General features: G+C 63.2%; 21 protein-coding genes. 9 read left to right on the top strand and 12 right to left on the bottom strand.

From position 1 onward, the window contains the following. Positions 1-443: 443 nt before the first annotated feature. Entirely contained in the window at positions 444-1055 is a 612-nt protein-coding gene (locus tag CTATCC11996_RS26335) for a hypothetical protein (RefSeq protein ID WP_236597801.1), read from the bottom strand. Positions 1056-1453: 398 nt separating this feature from the next. Between CTATCC11996_RS26335 and wrbA the strand changes: the two genes are divergently transcribed. After that, the gene (wrbA, locus tag CTATCC11996_RS18440) at positions 1454-2056 is read left to right on the top strand and encodes an NAD(P)H:quinone oxidoreductase (RefSeq protein ID WP_003079046.1); all 603 of its coding nucleotides are present in this window, start codon (positions 1454-1456) and stop codon (positions 2054-2056) included. Positions 2057-2111: 55 nt separating this feature from the next. Here the strand turns inward: wrbA and tsaD are convergent, their stop codons facing one another. The 7 genes from tsaD to CTATCC11996_RS18405 all read right to left on the bottom strand — a co-directional run bounded on the left by tsaD (position 2112) and on the right by CTATCC11996_RS18405 (position 8687). Continuing rightward, complete coding sequence (gene tsaD, locus CTATCC11996_RS18435; protein WP_003079042.1) at positions 2112-3152, bottom strand: tRNA (adenosine(37)-N6)-threonylcarbamoyltransferase complex transferase subunit TsaD; 1041 nt, start codon at positions 3150-3152, stop codon at positions 2112-2114. Between the two features lie 86 nt (positions 3153-3238). After that, complete coding sequence (locus CTATCC11996_RS18430) at positions 3239-3694, bottom strand: CBS domain-containing protein (RefSeq protein ID WP_003079039.1); 456 nt, start codon at positions 3692-3694, stop codon at positions 3239-3241. A 154-nt stretch (positions 3695-3848) separates the two neighbouring features. After that, the gene (locus CTATCC11996_RS18425; protein WP_003079036.1) at positions 3849-4556 is read right to left on the bottom strand and encodes a DUF937 domain-containing protein; all 708 of its coding nucleotides are present in this window, start codon (positions 4554-4556) and stop codon (positions 3849-3851) included. Positions 4557-4722: 166 nt separating this feature from the next. Further along, complete coding sequence (locus CTATCC11996_RS18420; protein ID WP_003079033.1) at positions 4723-5769, bottom strand: porin; 1047 nt, start codon at positions 5767-5769, stop codon at positions 4723-4725. 133 nt (positions 5770-5902) lie between these two features. Further along, positions 5903-6871, bottom strand: coding sequence for a Bug family tripartite tricarboxylate transporter substrate binding protein (locus CTATCC11996_RS18415; protein WP_003079029.1), 969 nt, complete (start codon positions 6869-6871; stop codon positions 5903-5905). 50 nt (positions 6872-6921) lie between these two features. Further along, on the bottom strand, positions 6922-7641 hold the full coding sequence (locus CTATCC11996_RS18410; RefSeq protein ID WP_003079026.1) for a hypothetical protein: 720 nt from the start codon (positions 7639-7641) through the stop codon (positions 6922-6924). Next, positions 7638-8687: a zinc-dependent alcohol dehydrogenase gene (locus CTATCC11996_RS18405; RefSeq protein WP_236597800.1), complete on the bottom strand. Its 1050-nt coding sequence runs from the start codon at positions 8685-8687 to the stop codon at positions 7638-7640. The genes CTATCC11996_RS18410 and CTATCC11996_RS18405 overlap by 4 nt, the downstream gene beginning before the upstream one ends. A 131-nt stretch (positions 8688-8818) precedes the next feature. On the opposite strand from CTATCC11996_RS18405, the gene CTATCC11996_RS18400 reads away from it, so the two are divergent. Genes CTATCC11996_RS18400 through cobA form a run of 3 tightly spaced genes read left to right on the top strand, consistent with a single transcriptional unit; the run spans position 8819 to position 11670 of the window. After that, positions 8819-9766, top strand: a complete 948-nt coding sequence (locus CTATCC11996_RS18400; protein ID WP_003079021.1) for a LysR substrate-binding domain-containing protein — start codon at positions 8819-8821, stop codon at positions 9764-9766. Between the two features lie 58 nt (positions 9767-9824). Further along, the gene (gene ybiB / locus CTATCC11996_RS18395) at positions 9825-10859 is read left to right on the top strand and encodes a DNA-binding protein YbiB (protein WP_003079016.1); all 1035 of its coding nucleotides are present in this window, start codon (positions 9825-9827) and stop codon (positions 10857-10859) included. A gap of 10 nt (positions 10860-10869) precedes the next feature. Further along, positions 10870-11670 carry a uroporphyrinogen-III C-methyltransferase gene (gene cobA / locus CTATCC11996_RS18390; protein ID WP_003079013.1) on the top strand — a complete coding sequence of 267 codons (801 nt, stop codon included), beginning with the start codon at positions 10870-10872 and terminating at the stop codon, positions 11668-11670. A 50-nt stretch (positions 11671-11720) separates the two neighbouring features. On the opposite strand, the gene CTATCC11996_RS18385 is transcribed toward cobA, so the two are convergent. Further along, positions 11721-12200 carry an acyl-CoA thioesterase gene (locus CTATCC11996_RS18385; protein ID WP_003069412.1) on the bottom strand — a complete coding sequence of 160 codons (480 nt, stop codon included), beginning with the start codon at positions 12198-12200 and terminating at the stop codon, positions 11721-11723. A 125-nt stretch (positions 12201-12325) separates the two neighbouring features. Here CTATCC11996_RS18385 and CTATCC11996_RS18380 point away from each other — a divergent pair, with 125 nt between their 5' ends. Beyond that, positions 12326-12928 (top strand): SMI1/KNR4 family protein, encoded by a 603-nt coding sequence (locus tag CTATCC11996_RS18380; protein ID WP_003079010.1) that lies wholly within the window; start codon positions 12326-12328, stop codon positions 12926-12928. 50 nt (positions 12929-12978) lie between these two features. Then, positions 12979-14253, top strand: coding sequence for a BaiN/RdsA family NAD(P)/FAD-dependent oxidoreductase (locus tag CTATCC11996_RS18375; RefSeq protein ID WP_034349579.1), 1275 nt, complete (start codon positions 12979-12981; stop codon positions 14251-14253). 86 nt (positions 14254-14339) lie between these two features. On the opposite strand, the gene CTATCC11996_RS18370 is transcribed toward CTATCC11996_RS18375, so the two are convergent. Beyond that, on the bottom strand, positions 14340-15389 hold the full coding sequence (locus CTATCC11996_RS18370; RefSeq protein WP_003079003.1) for a BMP family protein: 1050 nt from the start codon (positions 15387-15389) through the stop codon (positions 14340-14342). A 499-nt stretch (positions 15390-15888) separates the two neighbouring features. Between CTATCC11996_RS18370 and rpsU the strand changes: the two genes are divergently transcribed. Further along, complete coding sequence (gene rpsU, locus CTATCC11996_RS18365) at positions 15889-16101, top strand: 30S ribosomal protein S21 (RefSeq protein WP_003052999.1); 213 nt, start codon at positions 15889-15891, stop codon at positions 16099-16101. Between the two features lie 182 nt (positions 16102-16283). Continuing rightward, complete coding sequence (locus CTATCC11996_RS18360; RefSeq protein WP_003079000.1) at positions 16284-16730, top strand: GatB/YqeY domain-containing protein; 447 nt, start codon at positions 16284-16286, stop codon at positions 16728-16730. Positions 16731-16837: 107 nt separating this feature from the next. Here CTATCC11996_RS18360 and CTATCC11996_RS18355 read toward each other — a convergent pair whose 3' ends face one another. Further along, positions 16838-17773: a LysR substrate-binding domain-containing protein gene (locus tag CTATCC11996_RS18355; protein WP_003078997.1), complete on the bottom strand. Its 936-nt coding sequence runs from the start codon at positions 17771-17773 to the stop codon at positions 16838-16840. A gap of 129 nt (positions 17774-17902) precedes the next feature. Between CTATCC11996_RS18355 and CTATCC11996_RS18350 the strand changes: the two genes are divergently transcribed. Further along, entirely contained in the window at positions 17903-18991 is a 1089-nt protein-coding gene (locus CTATCC11996_RS18350) for a tartrate dehydrogenase (RefSeq protein ID WP_003078994.1), read from the top strand. Positions 18992-19108: 117 nt separating this feature from the next. On the opposite strand, the gene CTATCC11996_RS18345 is transcribed toward CTATCC11996_RS18350, so the two are convergent. Continuing rightward, the gene (locus CTATCC11996_RS18345; RefSeq protein ID WP_003078992.1) at positions 19109-19576 is read right to left on the bottom strand and encodes a DUF1801 domain-containing protein; all 468 of its coding nucleotides are present in this window, start codon (positions 19574-19576) and stop codon (positions 19109-19111) included. Positions 19577-19629: the final 53 nt, after the last annotated feature.

Below are 19629 nucleotides of genomic sequence, written 5' to 3'. Positions count from 1 at the left end.
CAGCTCCATCCTGAACTGTAGTCCTGACTCCCGTACTCAGACCAGCAGCGATGACTCAGATCGCAGCGGTGTCGGCTTTCGCAAACAATGAACGCGATTTTTAAGTCGGCATGTTTCCTTACCCAAGCACAATCCAGGAATAGGTTTACAGCTCCTTAAAAAGTAGCAGCGCCTCCTCAATCATCAGTACTGTTGACGAAAGGCTCTTGTCTAATGCACCTTTCTGGTGCATTCGGATTCGAGCATGGCGTGCTGACGCTGACCCTGGCCAAGCTCGAGCCCCAGAGCAAGGCCGTGACGCTGAGCATTGAGTAAGCGCTGTTTACGCCGACCGGCCAGCCTCATCCTTTCTTCTATCTCCTCTTAGCAAGAGGTCGGCCGGAAAGCACAAAGCCCGCAATGCCTATGCACTGCGGGCTTTCTTGTTGAGGTAATCTCAACGCCTATCTATAGGCCGCTGGCTCGCTGCGGAAGCGCCTGGGATAGCCATCGGGACCCGCAGTAAGCAGGTCGCCTATAAACAACTGGTTGTTGGCAATGCCCAGAATTGTTTTGCCGTCATCTTCATATTCATCCGTCGCTTCGGCCTCATCCACCGCAATATTGCCCGTCGCTTTCGAGCCGGTGTAGGTCAGCTCGGCACGCACGGCCGACTTCCAGCCATCTATCGTCACCGCAGCCCAGCTGATCTTCCCAGTCAGCGTCACCGAGCCCTCCAGCTGCTTGCACTGCAAATCGGAGTAGATATTGTGCGTGTACGACATGGTGGACTCCGTGAACTCATAGCTCACAGGCATCACACCTTTCTGACTGTGCTCCGATGCAGGAACCACTCCCCAGTTAGCGGTGCAATAGTTGTCCGGATAGTTTTTCCAGACACCGAGAAACGGACTGACAACACCAGGAGCTGCGACCTCGGGGACGTTCGGCGTCTGAGGCTGGCCGTCATTGCTGCTCCCTCCTTCGAGACCTCCATCGCTCCCCCCACCGCCACAACCAGCCAATACAGCGGCCATCAGGCCCGCAACCATCCACCCAGTTCTTGGGTACTTCATATATCGCTCCCTCCCCTAACTATTCAGCGCCATCCTGGACTGTAGGCCTGACTCCCGTACTTAGACCAGCAACGCTCACTCAGATCGCAGCGATATTGACTTTCGCAAACAATGAAGCGATTTTTAAGTCGGCATGTTTCCTTACCCAAGCGCAATTCAGGAATAGGTTTACGGCTCCTTAAAAAGTAGCAGCTCCTCCTCAATCATCAGTACTGTTGACGAAAGGCTCTTGTTTAATGCACCTTTTTGGTGCATTCGGATCTACGGGTTTGATTGGCTTGTTGACCTACAGCCATGCGCTCCAAACTTGTGGCCGCAGACGCTGTGCTCTGCCCAACAATGCTCCGCATGCCGCTAGACGGCATTCCTCCCTGGTCCCATTTTCAAGGCTGCTCAAAATGGCAAAAGTGCTGGTTCTCTACTACTCCATGTACGGTCATATCGAAACCATGGCGCAGGCCGTGGCCGAAGGCGCCCGCAGCGTCAGCGGTGCCGAGGTCACCGTCAAGCGCGTGCCCGAAACCATGCCCGAGGATGTCTTCAAGAACGCCGGCGGCAAGGCCAATCAGACCGCCGAGGTCGCCAGCCCAGCCGAACTGGCCGACTACGATGCCATCCTGTTTGGCGTGCCCACGCGCTTTGGCAATATGCCGGGCCAGATGCGCAGCTTTCTCGACCAGACCGGCGGTCTCTGGGTCAAGGGGGCCCTGATCAACAAGATCGGCAGCGTCTTCACCTCGACCGGCACCGGCGGCGGCCAGGAAATGACGGCCACGACCACCTGGGCGACACTGGCTCATCACGGCATGATCATCGTGCCGCTGGGCTATCCGCTGCCAGAACAGACCAATCTGAGCGCGGTCAAGGGCGGCAACTCGCCTTATGGTGCTTCGACGATTGCGGGTGCCGATGGTTCGCGCCAGCCTCATCCCGACGAGCTGAGCATTGCCCGCTACCAGGGCCAGAACGTGGCGAAACTCGCCGTAAAGCTGGCCGGATAAGCGCAGACAGCCATGAAAAAAGCAGCCACCCGGGCTGCTTTTTTGCTGTACGAACTCACCTGAGCGAATCCAGCGGCCAGCGCGGCTTCACATCAAACGCATATTCATGCAGCGCCTGTTCGCGTCCCGCCTGTATGCGCATGGCGGCAGCCATGGCAATCATGGCGCCGTTGTCGGTGCACAGATGCAGCTCGGGGTAGTGCACGCGGATCTTGTGCTTGGCGCAGGCTTCATTGAGCTGCTCGCGCAGCTGCTTGTTGGCCCCCACACCTCCCGCCACCACCACGCGCTTCATGCCGGTCTGCTTGAGTGCGGCCATGGTTTTCTTGACCAGCACATCCACAATCGCGGCTTGGGTGCTGGCGGCCAGATCGGCCTTGCGCGCTTCGAGCTCGTCACCCAGCTTCTTGGCCTGGGTCAGCACAGCCGTCTTGAGGCCGGCAAACGAGAAGTCCAGATCGCCCGAATGCAGCAGGGGACGAGGCAGCTTGAAGGCCTGAGGATCGCCGCCCTCCGCCAGCTTCGAGAGCACGGGACCGCCCGGATAGGGCAAGCCCATGAGCTTGGCCGATTTGTCGAAAGCCTCGCCCGCCGCATCATCGATGGTTTCACCGAGGATTTCGTATTCGCCCACGCCGTCCACACGCATGAGCTGGGTGTGCCCCCCCGAGACCAGCAGGGCCACGAACGGGAACTCCGGCGGGTCGGCACTCAGGAAGGGCGAGAGCAGATGGCCTTCGAGGTGGTGCACACCCAGCACGGGCTTGTCCAGCGCGGCTGCCATGGCACAGGCTGCACCGGAGCCGACCAGCAAAGCCCCGGCAAGACCCGGTCCGCGCGTAAAGGCAATCACATCGACGTTTTCGAGCTGCTCCCCGGATTCGGCCAGCACCTTCTCGGTCAGCGGCAGCACACGGCGAATATGGTCACGGCTGGCCAGCTCGGGCACCACACCGCCATAGGCGCGGTGCATTTCAATCTGGCTGTGCAGCGCATGACTCAGCAAGGTGGGCACACCTTGGCCGTCCGGCGTGCGCACCAGGGCCACACCGGTTTCATCACAAGAGGATTCGATTCCCAAGATCAGCAAACTCATGGCCGCAAGTGTAGGACTTGCGCCCTCCAGATGCAGAAAAGGCGGACATTAGCCCTGCCCGCCTTCGCTATTCAATTCATAGCAACCTACGGCTGATTCACATTGGGTGTCCCGGAAATATAGTGCTCCAGCTGATGAATCGTGAACTGCTGGGCCGAGATGATTTCCTTGACGATGTCGCCAATCGAAATCAGCCCCTGCAGTTCGCGGGTCTCGCTGATCACGGGCAGATGGCGCATGCGATTGCTCGTCATCAGCGACATGCACTCCTCGCTGGTCTGGCGCGGCAGCACGCAATGCACCTTGCGCGTCATGACCTCGTCCACGCGCGTGCTGGCCGAGCTTCGGCCCTGCAGCGCGATCTTGCGCGCGTAGTCGCGCTCGGTCACGATACCGGCGATCTCGCCACCTTCGAGCACCAGCAGCGCGCCAATGCTCTTTTCCGCCATGAGCTGCAGCGCAGCCAGCATGGTGTCGGAGGGAGAAACGCTGTAGATAGTGCTGTTGCCCTTGGCGCGCAGAATTTCGGCGACGGTCGTCATCTGGTTCTCCTTTCTGGATCGGCCTGTCATGCAAAACGCATGACGACATGACCAGTGTGAGAATCCTGCTGCATTGCGGCAATCAGGCTATGCCCGTATACAAAAACAAAAAAGGCAGCCAAAGCTGCCTTGATACTGTCACCCAATCCCGGGCTCAGCGCCGACCGCCCAGCAGACCCGCGCCCAGCTTGAACAGATCTCCGGCATCAAGCTTGCCGTCGCCATTCTGATCGAGCAGGCTGCCGAGGATGCCGCCCGCCATGCCGCCTTGCGACTGGATCTGGCCGCGCTCCTGATCCAGAGCATTGCCCAGGTCGCCAGCCCCCATGCCCTGCGCCTGGACCCGATTGGCCAGGAAGGACATCACCAGCGGAGCCAGCAGGGCCAGCAACTGACCTGCATTGCCACCCAGGCCCGTGGCCTGACCCAGCCGGGACTCGGCCTGCTGCTGCTGACCGCCAAAGATATTGCCCAGGATGGCGCCCGCATCCAGCTGCGAGTTGCCGGCACCGGAGCCGCCTCCCAGCACCGAGCCCAGAATGCTGCCCAGCCCACCCAGGCCGCCAGCCGTACCGCCGCCGCCCGCTCCGCCGAGCAGGCCACCGAGCCCGCCCAGCAAACCGCCCATATCCATCGCGCCATTGGCACTGCTGTGATCGCGCTGCAGCGCACCGAACAGATCGGCAGCTCCCTGAGGCTGGGCCGTGTTCTGGCCCAGCGCACCAAACAGCATGGGCAGCGCCACGCCCACGGCCTGCTCGGCCTGCACGGAGTCAATGCCCAATTGCTGGGCCAGGCCCTGCATGGGAGCGCCCTGCAGCTGGCCCATGAGTTCGTCGGTCAAAGATGCGTTAGCGGTCATTTCAACACTCCTCAAAAAACAGCGCACATGGTACGCGCGCCCCGTGTCCCGAAATGTGATCAATGTTCATCCACTGCACAAGCCCCTCCCGGGCTATAGACCATTGAGGCGGCCTGCGCCCTGGACAGGGCCTCCTGCAGGCCGCAGCGTCCGGTGACGGCTTGGCTCAGAAAGAGTGCGAGATGCCGACCAGCAGCGAGCGCGGCTTGCTGCCCTTGGGAACCGAAGGCCCGGCATTGCTGGCGCTATTGATGGTGAAAGCTGCATCCGCCTCATTGCGGATCGCGGAGACGCCTGCATACAGCTTGGTGCGCCTGGACAGCGCATGGTCGTAGCGCACGCTCAAGGCGCGGGCATCGCTGTTTGCACGCGCACGCCCCTGGAACTGCCCATAGGACAGCAGGACCTGCCCTGCCGCGCTGACCGGTATGGTCATGCTGGCTTCAAAGAAACGCCCGCGCTTGCTGGCGGCATCCGGCAGATCATCTTCGCGGGTGGACAGCAGCAAGGCCGCTCGCGCCAGCTTGAAGTCATAGGAGCCGCCCAGCAAGCGATAGCGGTCGGTGTTCTGGGCTGTGGTGCGACGCTCCCACAGCGAGGCCCCCAGGCTCCAGGGGCCGCGCGTGTAATCCAGCGAGCCGCCGAACTGGCGCCCGACATTGGTGCCGGCGTTCTCCCCGAACGAGTACATGCCTCGCACCACCAGCCCCGCCATGGAGGCCGACTGAAAGCGCAGCGAGTTGTCAGCGCGCAGCACCGTGCCGTCACGGAAATAGTTGGCGGCATTGCCCCAGATCAGGCCCGTCAGGGCATAGGAAGCCAGCGAGGTATGAAACGTGGTGTAGTGGCGGCCCACCGTCAGCTGACCCCAGTCGCCGCCCATGCCGACAAAGATCTGTCGACCAAAGGCGAGCCCGCCCTGACCGCGCTCGCCGGTATCGGCATTCAGTCCGGCCTCCATCACGTACAGCGCACGCAGGCCGCCGCCCAGATCCTCGGAGCCTCGAACGCCCCAGCGCGAACCCGCCAGGACACCGCTTTCTGCGCGCAGGGTGCGGCCCGCGCCGGTGGACACCGACTCGGCGGCCATATCCACCACGCCGTACAGCGTGACCTGGGATGTGGCGGGCGCAGCGGTCTGGGCCAGGGCCAGCGAACATGTGGAGATGAAGGCAGCGGCCACGGCCAAGCCTCCCGATTGCAAGGATGTCATGAAGTCTCTCTTTTTAATAATGGATGGGGCTCGCAGCAGAGTCCTGCCGCTGTCGAGCCGCTTACAGCGGCATCCGCCGCAGTTGCGGGGATGCCGTGTGGGAGTCCGGCGCCTCAGATGGCGCCGGCCGCGCTCATTCGAGGCGGATGTTCTTTTGCGTGATCAGGCTGCCGTAGATGCGTGCATCGTTTTCGATGCGCCTGGCCAGCGAGGCGGCGCTGGTGTCGTCGATACGCCAGCCCTGGGCCAGCAGCTTGCTGCGGATATCGGGAACATGAAGAATCTTCTCAAGGGCCGCAGCCAGCTTGGCGCGATGCTCGGCGGGCATGGAAGCCGGTGCCATGACCGCATTCCAGACTTCGATGTCCACATTGCCAGCGCCGATCTCGGGCATGGCCGGGACGCCGGGCGCCAGCGGGCTGCGCTTGCTGGAACTCACGGCCAGGGCGGCCAGCTTGCCGGACTGGACCAGCGGCATGACGGTGGAGGCCGGCAGCAAGGCCATCTGCACCTGATCGCCCATCAAGGCGTTGACCACAGCCGGGCCGCCGTTATAGGGCACATGCTGCAGATTCAGGCCCATGGCTTCCTTGATCAGTTCCACGCCCAGATGGCCGCCGGACCCCGTGCCCACCGAGCCGTAGTTGCCCTGGGTCCCGGTCTTGAGCGCCTTGAAATAGGCGCCCGCATTCGCGGCCATGGACTTGGGAGCCACCAGCACCAGAGGGGCCGAACCGATCATGGCCAGCGGCGCCAGATCCTTGATCGGATCGTAGGGCAGCTTGCTGTAGAGAAACTTGGAGCTGGTCAGCGGGCCGTTGCCGATCACGCCTATGGTGTGGCCATCGCCGGCCTTGGCCACGGCGTCAGCACCGATATTGCCGCTGGCGCCCCCTTTGTTCTCCACCACCACGGGCTGCCCCAGGGCCTTGGTCAGGGGCTCGGCCAGCAATCGGGCCTGCACATCGGGCGAAGAGCCGCTGGCATAGCCGACGATCAGACGTATGGGGCGGGTGGGCCAGTCAGCCTTGCCCTGGGCCTGAGCCGCCAAGGGCAGGCAGGCAGCGGCGCACAGCAGCAGGGCAGCCCGGCGCACGGGCATCGATTTTCTTGTCATCTTTATGTCTCCAGAATCTCAGTCTCAGTCTCGGATCAACAATCGGCGTATCCAGCCATCAGTTCCATCAAGGGCGGCAGGCGTCCGCTGGCGGGCAGGGCCAGCTGCGAACGGCACACCCGGGTTTGCAGGCCAAAAGCCTGCTGTGCAGGCGTTTCGAGGTGATGCGCCTGCATTCGGTCGGCCCACCATTGGGTGCCTTGGGCGCATGCCGGTCCGTCCAGATGCTCGGCCAGCATGACCACCGTGACTTCCCCCTGGGCCTGCTCGGTAACGCGCTCCCCGCCAACGGGGTAGTGCAAGGAACGCACGACCGGCACCACACCCGCCGTGACCCTCAGCAGACGCCCCTCCTGCACCGCCCGCTCTGCCCAGCGGGCTGCCTGCGCGGCCCAGGCCTGCACATCGGTGGTGACCGCCTTGAGCGTCGTCAACGCCGCACCGCTGGATGCTCCTGCCTGCACCTGCAATATGCAGGGCCTTCGCATGAAGGCACTCAGGCGCGGCCTCATGCGTGCCGACCAGGGCGTGGGATTGGCGATCACATCCGCGTACTCGGCCGAGTCCAGGGCCGCCAAAGACTCCAGGCCGTAGAGCGTGAAGTATCCGCAGGCGCCGACATAGCGATGGCCGTAGACAAAACCCGGCAAACCCACGCGCTCGGGAACATGCTCGAGGGCATGCCAAGCCTCGTATTCTGCGCGAGCCTCGGGCCGGTCTATGTCGTTCCACAAGGCCAGAAAGGCGGTGCTCATGATGCAGAACCCGCGCCAGGCTGAATCAGCACCTTGCTCGCCAGCCGCGCCCGCGCCATGTCAAACCCCTGCCCGGCCTGCGCAAGCGGCACGCGATGGGTGATCATGAGGCGCAGTTGATCCTGATGGGTCTGCATGAATGCAACGACCTCCAGCCAGCAGTGCTCGGGCGCGCGATAAGAGCCGCGCAGCTGCTGGTGACGTCGCACCAGGGCCGTCAGGTCCAGTGGCACGGGCGCGGAATGAATGCCGGCAATCACCAGCACACCGTGGGTCTTGAGTGCACGCAGGGCTGGCGCCAGCACGGCCACCGCCCCGGTGGCTTCGATCACCACATCAAAGAGAGCCTCCTGCGTATACACGGCAAGGGCTTGGTCGATGTCCTGCCCCTCGAAGTCCAGCAAATCCTCGAACCCCATGGAGCGCAGGACCTCCAGCCGCGCGGCATCGCCATGGCCGGCAACCACCACCTGGGCCGCCCCTGCGGCACGCGCAAACAGCGCAATACCCTGGCCGATATTGCCGGGCCCCAGGATCAGCACGCGATCGCCGGGCTGGACATTGCCCGTGCGCACGGCTTCGAAGCTCACCGACAGCGGCTCGGCCAATGCGGCAACCTCGGGGTCCACGCCATGCGGAATCGCCACGCAATTGCGCAGGGGCACGGCCACATACTCGGCAAAGCCGCCATGGCGCATGACACCGATGCCGCGGCGGGTGGTGCAGGCATCGAAGTCGCCGGCACTGCAACAGGGGCATCTGCCGCAGGTGACCGAAGGCCGCACGGCCACCAACTGGCCCAGGGGCAGATGCTCGGCACCCTCGCCTCTGGCCACAATCTCGCCGCTGAACTCGTGACCCACGGTCACCGGCAGCGCGGCCTGCAAAAAGTGATAGCTCGCCGTCCAGGCATCGATATGCAGATCCGTGCCACAGACACCGGAGGAATGAACCCGCAGCAGCACCTCGCCTGCGGCAGGCGACGGCATGTCGACCTCGTTGAGCTTCAGTCCCTTGGCGGACTCGGTTTTTTGCAAGGCTTGCATGAGACAGGCAATGCATGCATGGACATGCATCTCAAAACGAACAGGATCGGCAGTGTTGCCGCCCTTCATTCATATGTCCAACACTGATTTAATATAAAAATCATACTTTTGAAATATGGATTGATTCAGGCATGGAACTGAGACATCTGCGCTACTTCGTGGCAGTTGCCGAGCAGGGCAACGTCAGCAGGGCCGCCCGCAAGCTATTCATCGCCCAGCCGCCGCTGTCACAGCAACTCAAGCAACTCGAGGATGAGGTCGGCACGCAGCTCTTTACCCGCCTGCCGCGCGGCATGCAGCTCACCGCTGCAGGCGAGTCGCTGCTGGAAGATGCGCGCGTCATATTGGCGCGTGCCGAGCAAGCCCCCTTGCGCGCGCGTGAACGCGAGCGCAGCAGCCAGACCGTGCTGCGCCTGGGGCTGGTGCCCTCGGCCATGCAGTCCCTGCTGCCCGGCTTGCTGCAGGCTTTGGCACAGGCCGGCTGTGACGTGCAGATCGAAGCCCGCGAAATGATCTCGTCCCAGCAACAGCGGGCCTTGCGCCAGGGCGAGCTGGAACTCGGCTTTGCCCGCCCCGGGCACAGGGAGGCCGACGAGCTTGAGCTGGCCAGCATCGATGACCCCTATTGCCTGGCAGTGCCGGCCTCCCACCCTCTGGCCGGAGGCAGTGGAATGCTGGATCTTCAGGCTGCCGTGCATCAGCCCTTTGTGGGCTTCACCCGCTATCAGGACACCGACTACTTCGACCGCACGGTCGCACTGTGCGCCGAGGCCGGCTTCACTCCGCTGATACGCCACGAGGCCGGTCAGCTGGTGAATGTGCTGGCGCTCGTGGCCTGCGGTCTGGGCGTGGCCATCGTGCCGGCATCCTTCGCGATGTTCCACCGCGAGCAGATTGTGTTCCGGCCGCTTCGGGCTTCGCGCCAGGCCAGTCGGCTCGCTGTCCTGGCGTCTGCCCAAGCGCTCAAGCGCAACCCCATGCTGGAGCTTGTCGCCCAGCTCGCGCAATCCCAGCTGCAGGCCCTGGCTGCACAGCTGACGCAACAGGGAGCGACGGTTTCCCGACCACGGCCGGTTTGATTTATATAACCAAATCGTCTGACAACTCATGGTTTTTATAGCGACAATTACGTTAATCATGAGCATCAGCCACTACATCAAGGAAATCGGTCGCGGCACCAAGGGCGCGCGCTCTCTTTCGCGGGCCCAGGCCTGCGATCTGATGGGGCAGGTGCTGGACGGCAAGGTCAGCGATCTGGAGCTGGGCGGCTTTTGCATTGCCATGCGCTTCAAGGGCGAAAGCGCCGAGGAACTGGCAGGCTTTCTCGACGCCACCCAGCAACGCCTGCCCGTGTGGCCGCAGGCCCACAAGGCCCTGCCCGTGGTCGTCATCCCCAGCTATAACGGCTCGCGCAAGCTGGCCAATCTCACGCCGCTGCTGGCAGGTCTGCTGGCACAACAAGGCCTGCCCGTGCTGGTGCACGGCAGCCATACCGAGGACAAGCGCCTGGGCACAGCCGAGGTGTGGCAGCAACTGGGCTGGACGGCCATCGAGCGCCCCGTCGCCCTGGAGCCTGGCGACAAGGTCTGGATGCAGACCCGTCACCTGCTGGCGCCGCTGGATCGTCTGCTGCAGATTCGCCGCCAGATGGGCCTGCGCAACCCCGCGCACAGCATCGTCAAACTGCTGGACCCTATCCATGGCAGCAGCACCGCACAATCCGGGCTGGTGCTGGCCAGCTATACCCACCCCGCCTATGCCCAGCCCATGATCCAGACACTGGCCATGCGCACGACCAGTGCGCTGCTGGTGCGCGGCACGGAAGGTGAGGCCGTGGCCGCCCCTCACCGCGAACCCGTGAGCACGGGCGTGATCGCCGGAGAAATCTGCTTTGAGCGCTCTTCCCTGCACAGCAGCCAGCTCGCATCCGGCGCTGAGAGCAGCGCCCCCGAACAAAATCTGAATACCGAGCAGACAGCCCGGCTGACGCTGGACATTCTGAACGGCCAGCTGCCTGTGCCGGCTCCGATCGCGCAACAATTGGAACAGATACAAGCCCTGCACCAGGCCATGCAGGTCACCGATGCCGACGCTGCCGCCAGCCGCGCCGCACTGCAAGCCTATAACCGCAGCCCCGACTGCCGCAGCCCCGACTGCCGCAGCCCCGACTGAGACCCCCACAATGACTGCCATTTCCCACAACCCCAATCAGCGCGGCTCCTGCACCCTGGTGGGTGCCGGCCCCGGCGACCCCGAGCTGCTGACCATCAAGGCCGCCAAGGCCATTGCCGCAGCCAGCGTGCTGTTTGTCGACGATCTGGTCAGCGATGGTGTAATGAGCCACGCCTCGCCCTCTGCCCGTGTGGTCTATGTAGGCAAGCGCGGCGGCTGCAAGAGCACCCCCCAGGCCTTTATCGAAAAGCTCATGATTGCCGCCGTGCAGGACGGCGAACGCGTGGTGCGCCTCAAGGGCGGCGACCCCTTCATCTTTGGTCGTGGCGGCGAAGAGGTCGAACATCTGCGTGAGGCTGGTATCGAGGTGGATGTCATCAACGGCATCACCTCCGGCCTCGCAGGGCTGACCAGCCTGGGCGCCCCGCTGACCCACCGCGACCGCGCGCACGGCGTGCTTTTCATGACCGGCCATGCCAAGCCTGGCGACAGCGGCCCCGACTGGCGTCAGATCTCCGCCACGGCCCATGCCGCCAAGCTGACGCTGGTGATCTATATGGGAGTGAGCAGCGTGGAGCGCATCAGCAGCGAGTTGCTCAGCGGCCTGCCCGGCAGCACGCCAGTGGCAGTGATCCAGCATGCCAGCCTGCCGCAGCAGCGCCATGCGCTGACTTTCCTGAAGGATTTGCCGCAGAGCATTGCCGACCATCAGCTGGGCAGCCCCAGCATCATCGTCGTCGGCGATGTGGTCCAGGGCATCGCCGCCTGGCAGAACCAGCCTCAGGCCTTGCAGCAATCAGCGGCGGCCTGAGCCAGTACCGTCCCGGGCTGTCCTGCAACCCGGGCTAGCGGCGACCCGACTCAGGGTGTACGAGTCTCGGCGAAGCGCTCGGCCAGCTCCTTGCGCAGTTCCTTGCGGATGATGGCGGCGTCCCAGCGGCGCTTTTCCTCGTCGGTTTCGAGCTGCAGCGGGGGCACGGGAGCAGGCTTTTTGTCATCGTCCACGGCCACCATGGTGAAGAAGCAGCTGTTCACATGGCGCACCACCTGGCTGCGAATCTCCTCGGCAATCACCTTGATGCCGATTTCCATGGACGACTTGCCGGTGTGGTTCACGCTGGCCAGAAAAGTCACCAGCTCACCTACGTGGATAGGCTGCAGAAACATCACCTGGTCCACGCTCAGCGTCACGACATAGCGGCCCGCATAGCGGCTGGCGCAGGCATAGGCGACCTGGTCCAGCAATTTCAAGATGGCGCCCCCGTGCACATTGCCGGAGAAGTTGGCCATGTCAGGCGACATGAGCACGGTCATGCTCAGCTGGTGGGATGGTGTATTCATGGGGCGCGATTCTAGAAGTGATCCAGGACGCACGCTGAGCCCTTGCGCATACCCCAATGGGACAACGGGCTGCAGGTATAAACAAGTATCGACTTACACCATGCTGTAAGCCTCAGGAGTGCGTCTTGCAAGTTCTGTTTCCCAACCCCTTCGGCCAGCCCGCTGCCAGCACACAGGAAGTAGCAGCGCTGCAGGCGCACATTGGCTTCTCAGATGCTTATGCGCAGTTTCTGATCACACAGAACGGCTTTTCCATGTATGCGCTGGAGCAGGCCTCAGACCACGCCAGCTATCTTCAGCACAGCACCGAGATTGCCAGCGAAAGCCACGCCAACTTTGCCGACCTCTTCAGCTTTGGCGCGCAACAGCATCAGGAAGACCTGAAAACCGTGCAGTCCGAATTTCTGCTGGCCCGCTGGTTCGTAGCCATTGGCCACGACCAGGGTGGCAACCCATTTGTGGAAGTTCTGCACGGCCGGCACAAAGGAAAGATCGGCAGTCTGGACCACGACCTTTTTCTGGGCGCCAGCGATCTGCAGGAGTTCTTCGGCGATATGGAGCTGGAGCATATTGCGGCACTCAGCCTCGCAGATCAGGCCGACGCACTGTGCGACTCCACGCTGGGCCTGATCTGGTTTCACGCCAGTGACCTGAATCACTTTACGGCCTGCTGCATTCACTGCGACGACGGTTTCTGGGGCTTTGTAGTGGATGAGCCCAAAATCTGAGGCATCTGGGACAATCGCGGCCTTGTTCTTGCTCCATCGCCCTGCCCGCCGTGTCCTCCTCTTCACAGGTCCCCTTCCAGATTTTTGACGCCATCATCATCGGCGCCGGTGCCGCCGGCCTGTTCTGCGCGGCCCAGGCCGGCCAGCAGGGCCTGAAAGTGCTGCTGATCGATCATGCGCCCAAGGTGGCCGAGAAGATCCGCATCTCGGGCGGCGGGCGCTGCAACTTCACCAACCGCGATCTGGACGTGCGTGCGCCGCACAAGCATTTTGTGGGGCAGAACCCTCAGTTCTGCCGCTCGGCCCTGTCGCGCTTCACGCCTGCCGACTTCATCACGCTGATGGACAGACACGGCATTGCCCACCACGAAAAGCACAAGGGCCAGCTGTTTGCCGACCATTCGGCCGAGGACATCATCGCCATGCTGCTGGCCGAGTGCACAGCGGGCGGCGTGCAGCGCTGGCAGCCTTGCCAGGTCAAGAAAGTCGTGCTTTCGCCGTCAAACTCAGACACAGAAAGCGATTGCAGCTATCAAATTGAAACCGATCGCGGCCTGGTGCAGGCCGCCAATCTGGTCATTGCCACCGGCGGTCTGAGCATTCCCAAGATTGGCGCCACCGACTTCGGCTACCGGCTGGCCCAGCAGTTCGATCTGCCGCTGATCGAGCGCACGCCCGGCCTGGTGCCCATGACCTTCGACGGCGAAGGCTGGCAGCCCTACGCGGGCCTGGCCGGTCTGGCCCTGCCCGTGGAAATCAGCACCGGCAGCAAAAAGGAGCGCATGAGCTTCCACGAGGATTTGCTGTTTACCCACCGCGGCCTCTCGGGTCCCGCCGTGTTGCAGATCTCCAGCTACTGGAAGCCCGGCACCCCGCTTCAGATCAATCTGCTGCCTGGCGTGGATCTGGCCGAGGTGCTGGCCCAGGCCAAGCTCCACTCGCGCAAGCTGGTGGCCAACGAGCTGGCCGCCCACCTGCCCGCGCGCCTGGCCGATGCCTGGGTCAGCCGCATGCCCGAGCTGCAGCGCCCCATCAACGAGGCCGGCGACAAGGCCCTGGCCAGACTGGCCGAACAGCTGTCGCGCTGGGAGATCACCCCCACGGGCACCGAAGGCTACAAAAAAGCCGAGGTCACCTTGGGCGGCGTGGACACCAAGGTGCTGTCCCAGCAAACCATGGAGTGCAAGAGCCGGCCGGGCCTGTACTTTATCGGCGAGGTGGTGGACATCACCGGCTGGCTGGGCGGCTACAACTTCCAGTGGGCCTGGGCCAGTGCCGCAGCCTGCGCCCAGGCCATGGCGGAAAAGCAACCCGTCATGGCTTGAACGACTGGGACCGAATCGGCAGCCGCCATGAAAAAAGGATGGTTCAACCATCCTTTTTTGCGGCTGCCCCCAGACTCATCATCCGATCAGGCGGAAAACTCCTTGCCTTCATAGTGTTCGGGGACCTTGAGCTGCCCCGAGGCGATGGCAGCCGACGCCTTGGCCACGCGCTCGCGCACAGCGGCGGCCACGCCCTGGCCCATGGTCAGACGTACGGCGGCCGGATCGCTCAGGCCGATCTTGCGAATGCCCGGGCCGGGCGCGCCGCGCTGCTGCATGTCCTTGACGGCCAAAAACGCGCCAATGCCCACATCGGCCCAGGCGGAAGCAACGAACACCTGCGGGTCCACCGTGGTCCAGTCGATCACATTGCCGATCTGGCGCGTGCCCGCCTCGCGACAGGCCTGGGTCACGCCATCGCGGCCGGAATTGAGCATGGTGAAGATCACATCGGCACCGGCAGCCATCTGGGCCCTGGCGATGCGGTGCGACAAGGCGTTGTCGTCCTGATCGCCCGAGAAATTCGTCAACAGCTTGACCCTGGGGTCGGTATCGCGCACGCCGGCCGCATAGGCTGCGCGCCCCTTGAGCCCCGGGGGCACGCGAATGCCCGACATATGGCCGACCACACCGGTTTTGGTGGTCAGGGCCGCCAGCACGCCGGCCAGATAGGCCGACTCCTCCTGCAGCACGTCATAGCTGCAGAGATTGCTCCCCTGCACCGCGCCCTGGGTCACGACAAACTGGGTCCTGGGAAAGCGCGCCGCGACTTCGGCTGCGGCCTGATTGTTCTGCCCGCCATGGGCAATCACCAGTTGCGCCCCCTGCTCCGCGAGCTGCGCGAGAGCCGGTACCAGCAGCTCCTTCCTGGGCGCCATGCCGTCGAGAAAACGGGTCTGCACACCCAGCTCCTGGCGCGCTTTTTCCAGACCGCGCCAGCCGGCCTCCATGAAACCCTTGTCGCTGCGCGAGCCCGCAAACAGACCGCCCACCACCAGGGAACCGCCGGACGCGGCAGGCCCGGAAACTCCGGCTCTGCCGGCACATGCCGTCAATACCAGCAAGCCCGGCACGGCGACGGCCGAAGCCATCCATTGACGACGCGAAATAAATGAGCGATGAGAAGCGCTGGACAAGATGGAAGCTCCTTGAACACAGAAAAACACGGCGCGCACAGGCACGAAACCCGCTTACTCCTTGACCTCGGTCACGAAATAAAGCCCCCAAACTGTATGCAATTTTCGTGCACACAATACTCCCAAGAAACCCCTGCACCGAGCTTGGCCGTCCTGGCGCCTGGCAAGCACCGTGCTCATGCATTGCGCATCCGGCCTTGCTCTGCAATACACGCGACTTGAACGCGCCGATAGGCCAAAAGGCACAATGGCGGTGCTTGGATCAGGTCTGCGACAACGCCCTGCCTGCAGCCGCAAAACCATGCACGCGCGGCTTACGCCGCATTGCCTCACGCCCCATTCGAGACGCAGCCCAAGTCTTGGTCTATAATGCTCGACTTTGCTGGCATTACCCCGTCGGCCATACTAGTTAAAAAGTGGCGGGGAAACCGCTGTACACGGCTCTCAGGCCCGATCTTCCCGAGAACCCTCTGTCAGCACAGATATATCTGGAAATTAAATGACTACCATCCGCGTCAAAGAAAACGAGCCCTATGAAGTTGCCCTGCGCCGCTTCAAGCGCACCATCGAAAAGCTGGGTCTGCTGACCGATCTGCGTGCTCGCGAGTTCTACGAAAAGCCCACAGCCGAGCGCAAGCGCAAGAAGGCCGCTGCCGTGAAGCGTCACTACAAGCGCGTTCGCAGCATGCAACTGCCTAAGAAGCTGTACTAATCGTTGATTAGGACCAGTCGGCCTTAAAACAGCCGCAAACCCGCGCTCGGGACGCCAGGCGCGGGTTTTTTGTTTTCTGGCCACTGCCAGGCCTGCCCGGCCACGCAGTGACCTCCCAGCGCATGGATAGTCAACGCCGTTCACACGGCGCACCACCATTCGCCCACCCCAAGGAGAAAGCCATGAGCCTGAAAGCCCAGATTACCGAAGACATGAAGACCGCCATGCGTGCCAAGGACAGTGCACGCCTGGGCACCATCCGCCTGCTGCAGGCCGCGATGAAGCAAAAGGAAGTGGACGAGCGCATCGAGCTCGACGACGCAGCCGTCATCGCCATCGTCGACAAGCTGATCAAGCAGCGCAAGGACTCCATCGCCGCCTTCGAAGCCGCCAATCGCAGCGATCTGGCCGATGTGGAAAAGGCCGAAATGGAAGTGCTCAAGGTCTATCTGCCCGAACGCATGGGCGAAGCCGAGATCACCGCTGCCGTGCAGGCCATCGTGGCCGAGCTGGGCGCCTCCGGCCCCGGCGACATGGGCAAGGTGATGGGCGCCGTCAAGACCCAGCTGGCCGGCAAGGCCGATATGGGCCTGGTGTCCGCTGCCGTGAAGGCCGCGCTGACAAAGTAATTGGCCACCGGCCTGAGCCGCCATGCGGCATCAGGCTCAAAAACAGAAGCTGCTTGCGCTTGCTGTGCATATCTTTCAGATTCAAAAGACTCTGAAATTCATGTACATCATTCGATAGCAGCTTCTTTTTTGATAGCATTTCGAAATCCCGTGGGAGCCTGTTTGCTGAAGAACTCCTGCAGGAACTCGACGCAGACCCGCACCTTGGCCGAGCGCTCCAGCCGCGTCGGATAGACGGCCCAGATATTCGCCTGCTGCTGCCACTCAGGCAGCAACTGCAGCAGACTGCCGGCCTGCAGATCGGCCGCCACATCCCAGAGCGAGCGCAGCACGATGCCATGGCCATCGCGCGCCCATTGCACGGCCATCTCGCCATGATTGGTGGACAGCGGCCCGGTCACTTTCACGCTGCGCTCCTGATTGCCCGAGCGCAGTTTCCAGACACCGAAGGGATGGTCGCGCTCCTTGATGACCAGGCAGTCATGCCCAGCCAGCTCGTCGAGCGTGCGCGGACTGCCACGCCGCTGCACATAGGCCGGGGCCGCGCACAGCACGCGGTGGTTGTCGGCCAGATGTCGCGCAATCAGGTGCGGCGCGATCTCGTCGCCCACGCGCACATCGAGATCGAAGCCCTCGGCCGCGACATCGACGATGCGGTCAAACACCTCCAGGCGCAGCTGCAGCGCCGGGTATTGCGCAATCAGCTGCGACAGCGCGGGCGCCACCACATTGCGGCCAAAGCCGAAGCTGGTGGACACCCGCAGCAGGCCGCGCGGCTGGCGACGCGTCACATCGACTTCCTGCAGCAGATGCTCGACCTCGTCCAGAATGCGCTGCGCCCAGTGGTAGACGCGCTCGCCCTGCTCGGTGACAGCGACCCGCCGTGTGGTGCGATGCAGCAGCTTCACGCCCAGCTCCTGCTCCAGCAGGCGGATGCGCTTGCTGACAAAGGCCGGCGAAGCATTGTGCGCGGCCGCAGCTTCGGCAAAGCTGGCTTTGCGCACCACGGTGGTGAAGACACGCAGGTCTTCGGGCGAAGGCATTTTATGCACGATCTGTAAACAATCAGGCCACGATCAGTCAATTGTATTCATTTATGCAAGGTGCAAAAATACCACCAGGCACAGGCTGAGCCGCTGCCTCGCCACCCAACACATTCACGAGAGAGCACCATGTCCACTCCCAAAAAGATTGCAGTCATCGCCGGCGACGGCATCGGCAAGGAAGTCATGCCCGAAGGCCTGCGCGCACTGGAAGCCGCAGCCAGGCGCTTCGACCTGCCGCTGGAGTTCCACCATTTCGACTGGGCCCACTGCGACTACTACGCCGAACACGGCCAGATGATGCCCGACGACTGGAAGGCCCAGCTCTCGGGCATGGATGCCATCTTCTTCGGCGCCGTGGGCTGGCCCGCCACCGTGCCCGACCATGTCTCGCTGTGGGGGTCTCTCCTCAAGTTCCGCCGCGAATTCGACCAGTACATCAATCTGCGCCCGGTGCGCCTGTTCGAAGGCGTGCCCTGCCCCCTGGCCGGCCGCAAGCCCGGTGACATCGACTACTACGTGGTGCGCGAGAACACCGAGGGCGAGTACACCGCCCTGGGCGGCATCATGTTTGAAGGTACGGACCGCGAGATCTGCATCCAGGAATCGGTCTATAGCAAGCATGGAGCCGACCGCCTGCTCAAGTACGCCTTCGATCTGGCCCAGAGCCGCGCCAGGAAGCACGTGACCCTGGCCACCAAGAGCAACGGCATCGCCATCAGCATGCCCTGGTGGGACAAGCGCGCCGACGATGTGGCCAAGGACTACCCCGAAGTCACGCTGGACAAGCAGCACATCGACATCCTGACCGCGCGCTTCGTGCTGCAGCCCGGCCGCTTCGACGTGGTGGCCGCCACCAATCTGTTTGGCGACATCCTGTCCGACCTGGGCCCTGCCACCACGGGCACCATCGGCCTGGCACCATCGGCCAACCTCAACCCCGACCGCAGCTTCCCCTCGCTGTTCGAGCCCGTGCACGGCTCGGCGCCCGACATCTACGGCAAGAACATCGCCAACCCCATCGCCATGGTCTGGTCGGGCGCGCTGATGCTGGACTTCCTGGGCCGCAGCGAAGGAGCCTGGCGCCAGGCCCACGACACCATCGTGGCCGCCATCGAGCACACGATCAAGGCCGGCCCGCTGACGCCCGATCTGGGCGGCAAGGCCGACACCACCGAGGTGGGCAAAGCCATCGCGGCGGCCATCGCCAACGCCTGATGGCTCCAGGCTGGCTACAGCCAGCCTGATTCAAGATGAGAAGCACCCCGTGCAGGCAGGACCCGCACTGGGGTGCTTTTACACGCCTGCACGCCCAGGGCCACCTGCTGCGGCGACCTAGGCTTCAGACCGCGGTCTGGCTTTGGCTTGCGAAGCCGGTTTTCTGGCCGCCCGGGCCTGGGCATTGCGCTGTGCGGCGGCCTGCACCAGCGCCTGAAACGCTGCGCCGTCGAGCGCATCGCCCACATGCAGGTCTATGGCCCGGCGCGTGGCGCCTTCAAGACTGGCATTGAAAAGGCCGGCCGGATCGGCCAGGGCCGCGCCATGCGCAAAGGTCAGCTTGACCACGGCCTTGTAGGTCTCGCCCGTGCACAGAATGCCGTCCTGCGACCAAACTGGCGTACCGCGCCATTTCAGCTCCTCCTCCACGGCAGGCAAAGCCTCGCGGATCAGCGCGCGCACGCGGGCCAGCGTGGCGCCGCGCCAGTCATCCAGGCTGGCAATCCTGGCATCGATCAGAGCCGAAGCCTCGGGGCCGCTGACAGGCTCGACCGGAGGTGCTGGCGTGGATGGCAAGGCAGTCATAGATGGGTCTCCATGGTTGGACCTGGAATCATGTCCGGCACAAAGCATAAGGT

Origin of the sequence: Comamonas testosteroni ATCC 11996 (assembly GCF_000241525.1) — a bacterium.
Classification (GTDB): Bacteria; Pseudomonadota; Gammaproteobacteria; order Burkholderiales; family Burkholderiaceae_C; genus Comamonas; species Comamonas testosteroni.
Note: the sequence above shows the minus strand (reverse complement) of the source record. Positions and strands in the feature narration are given on the sequence as shown.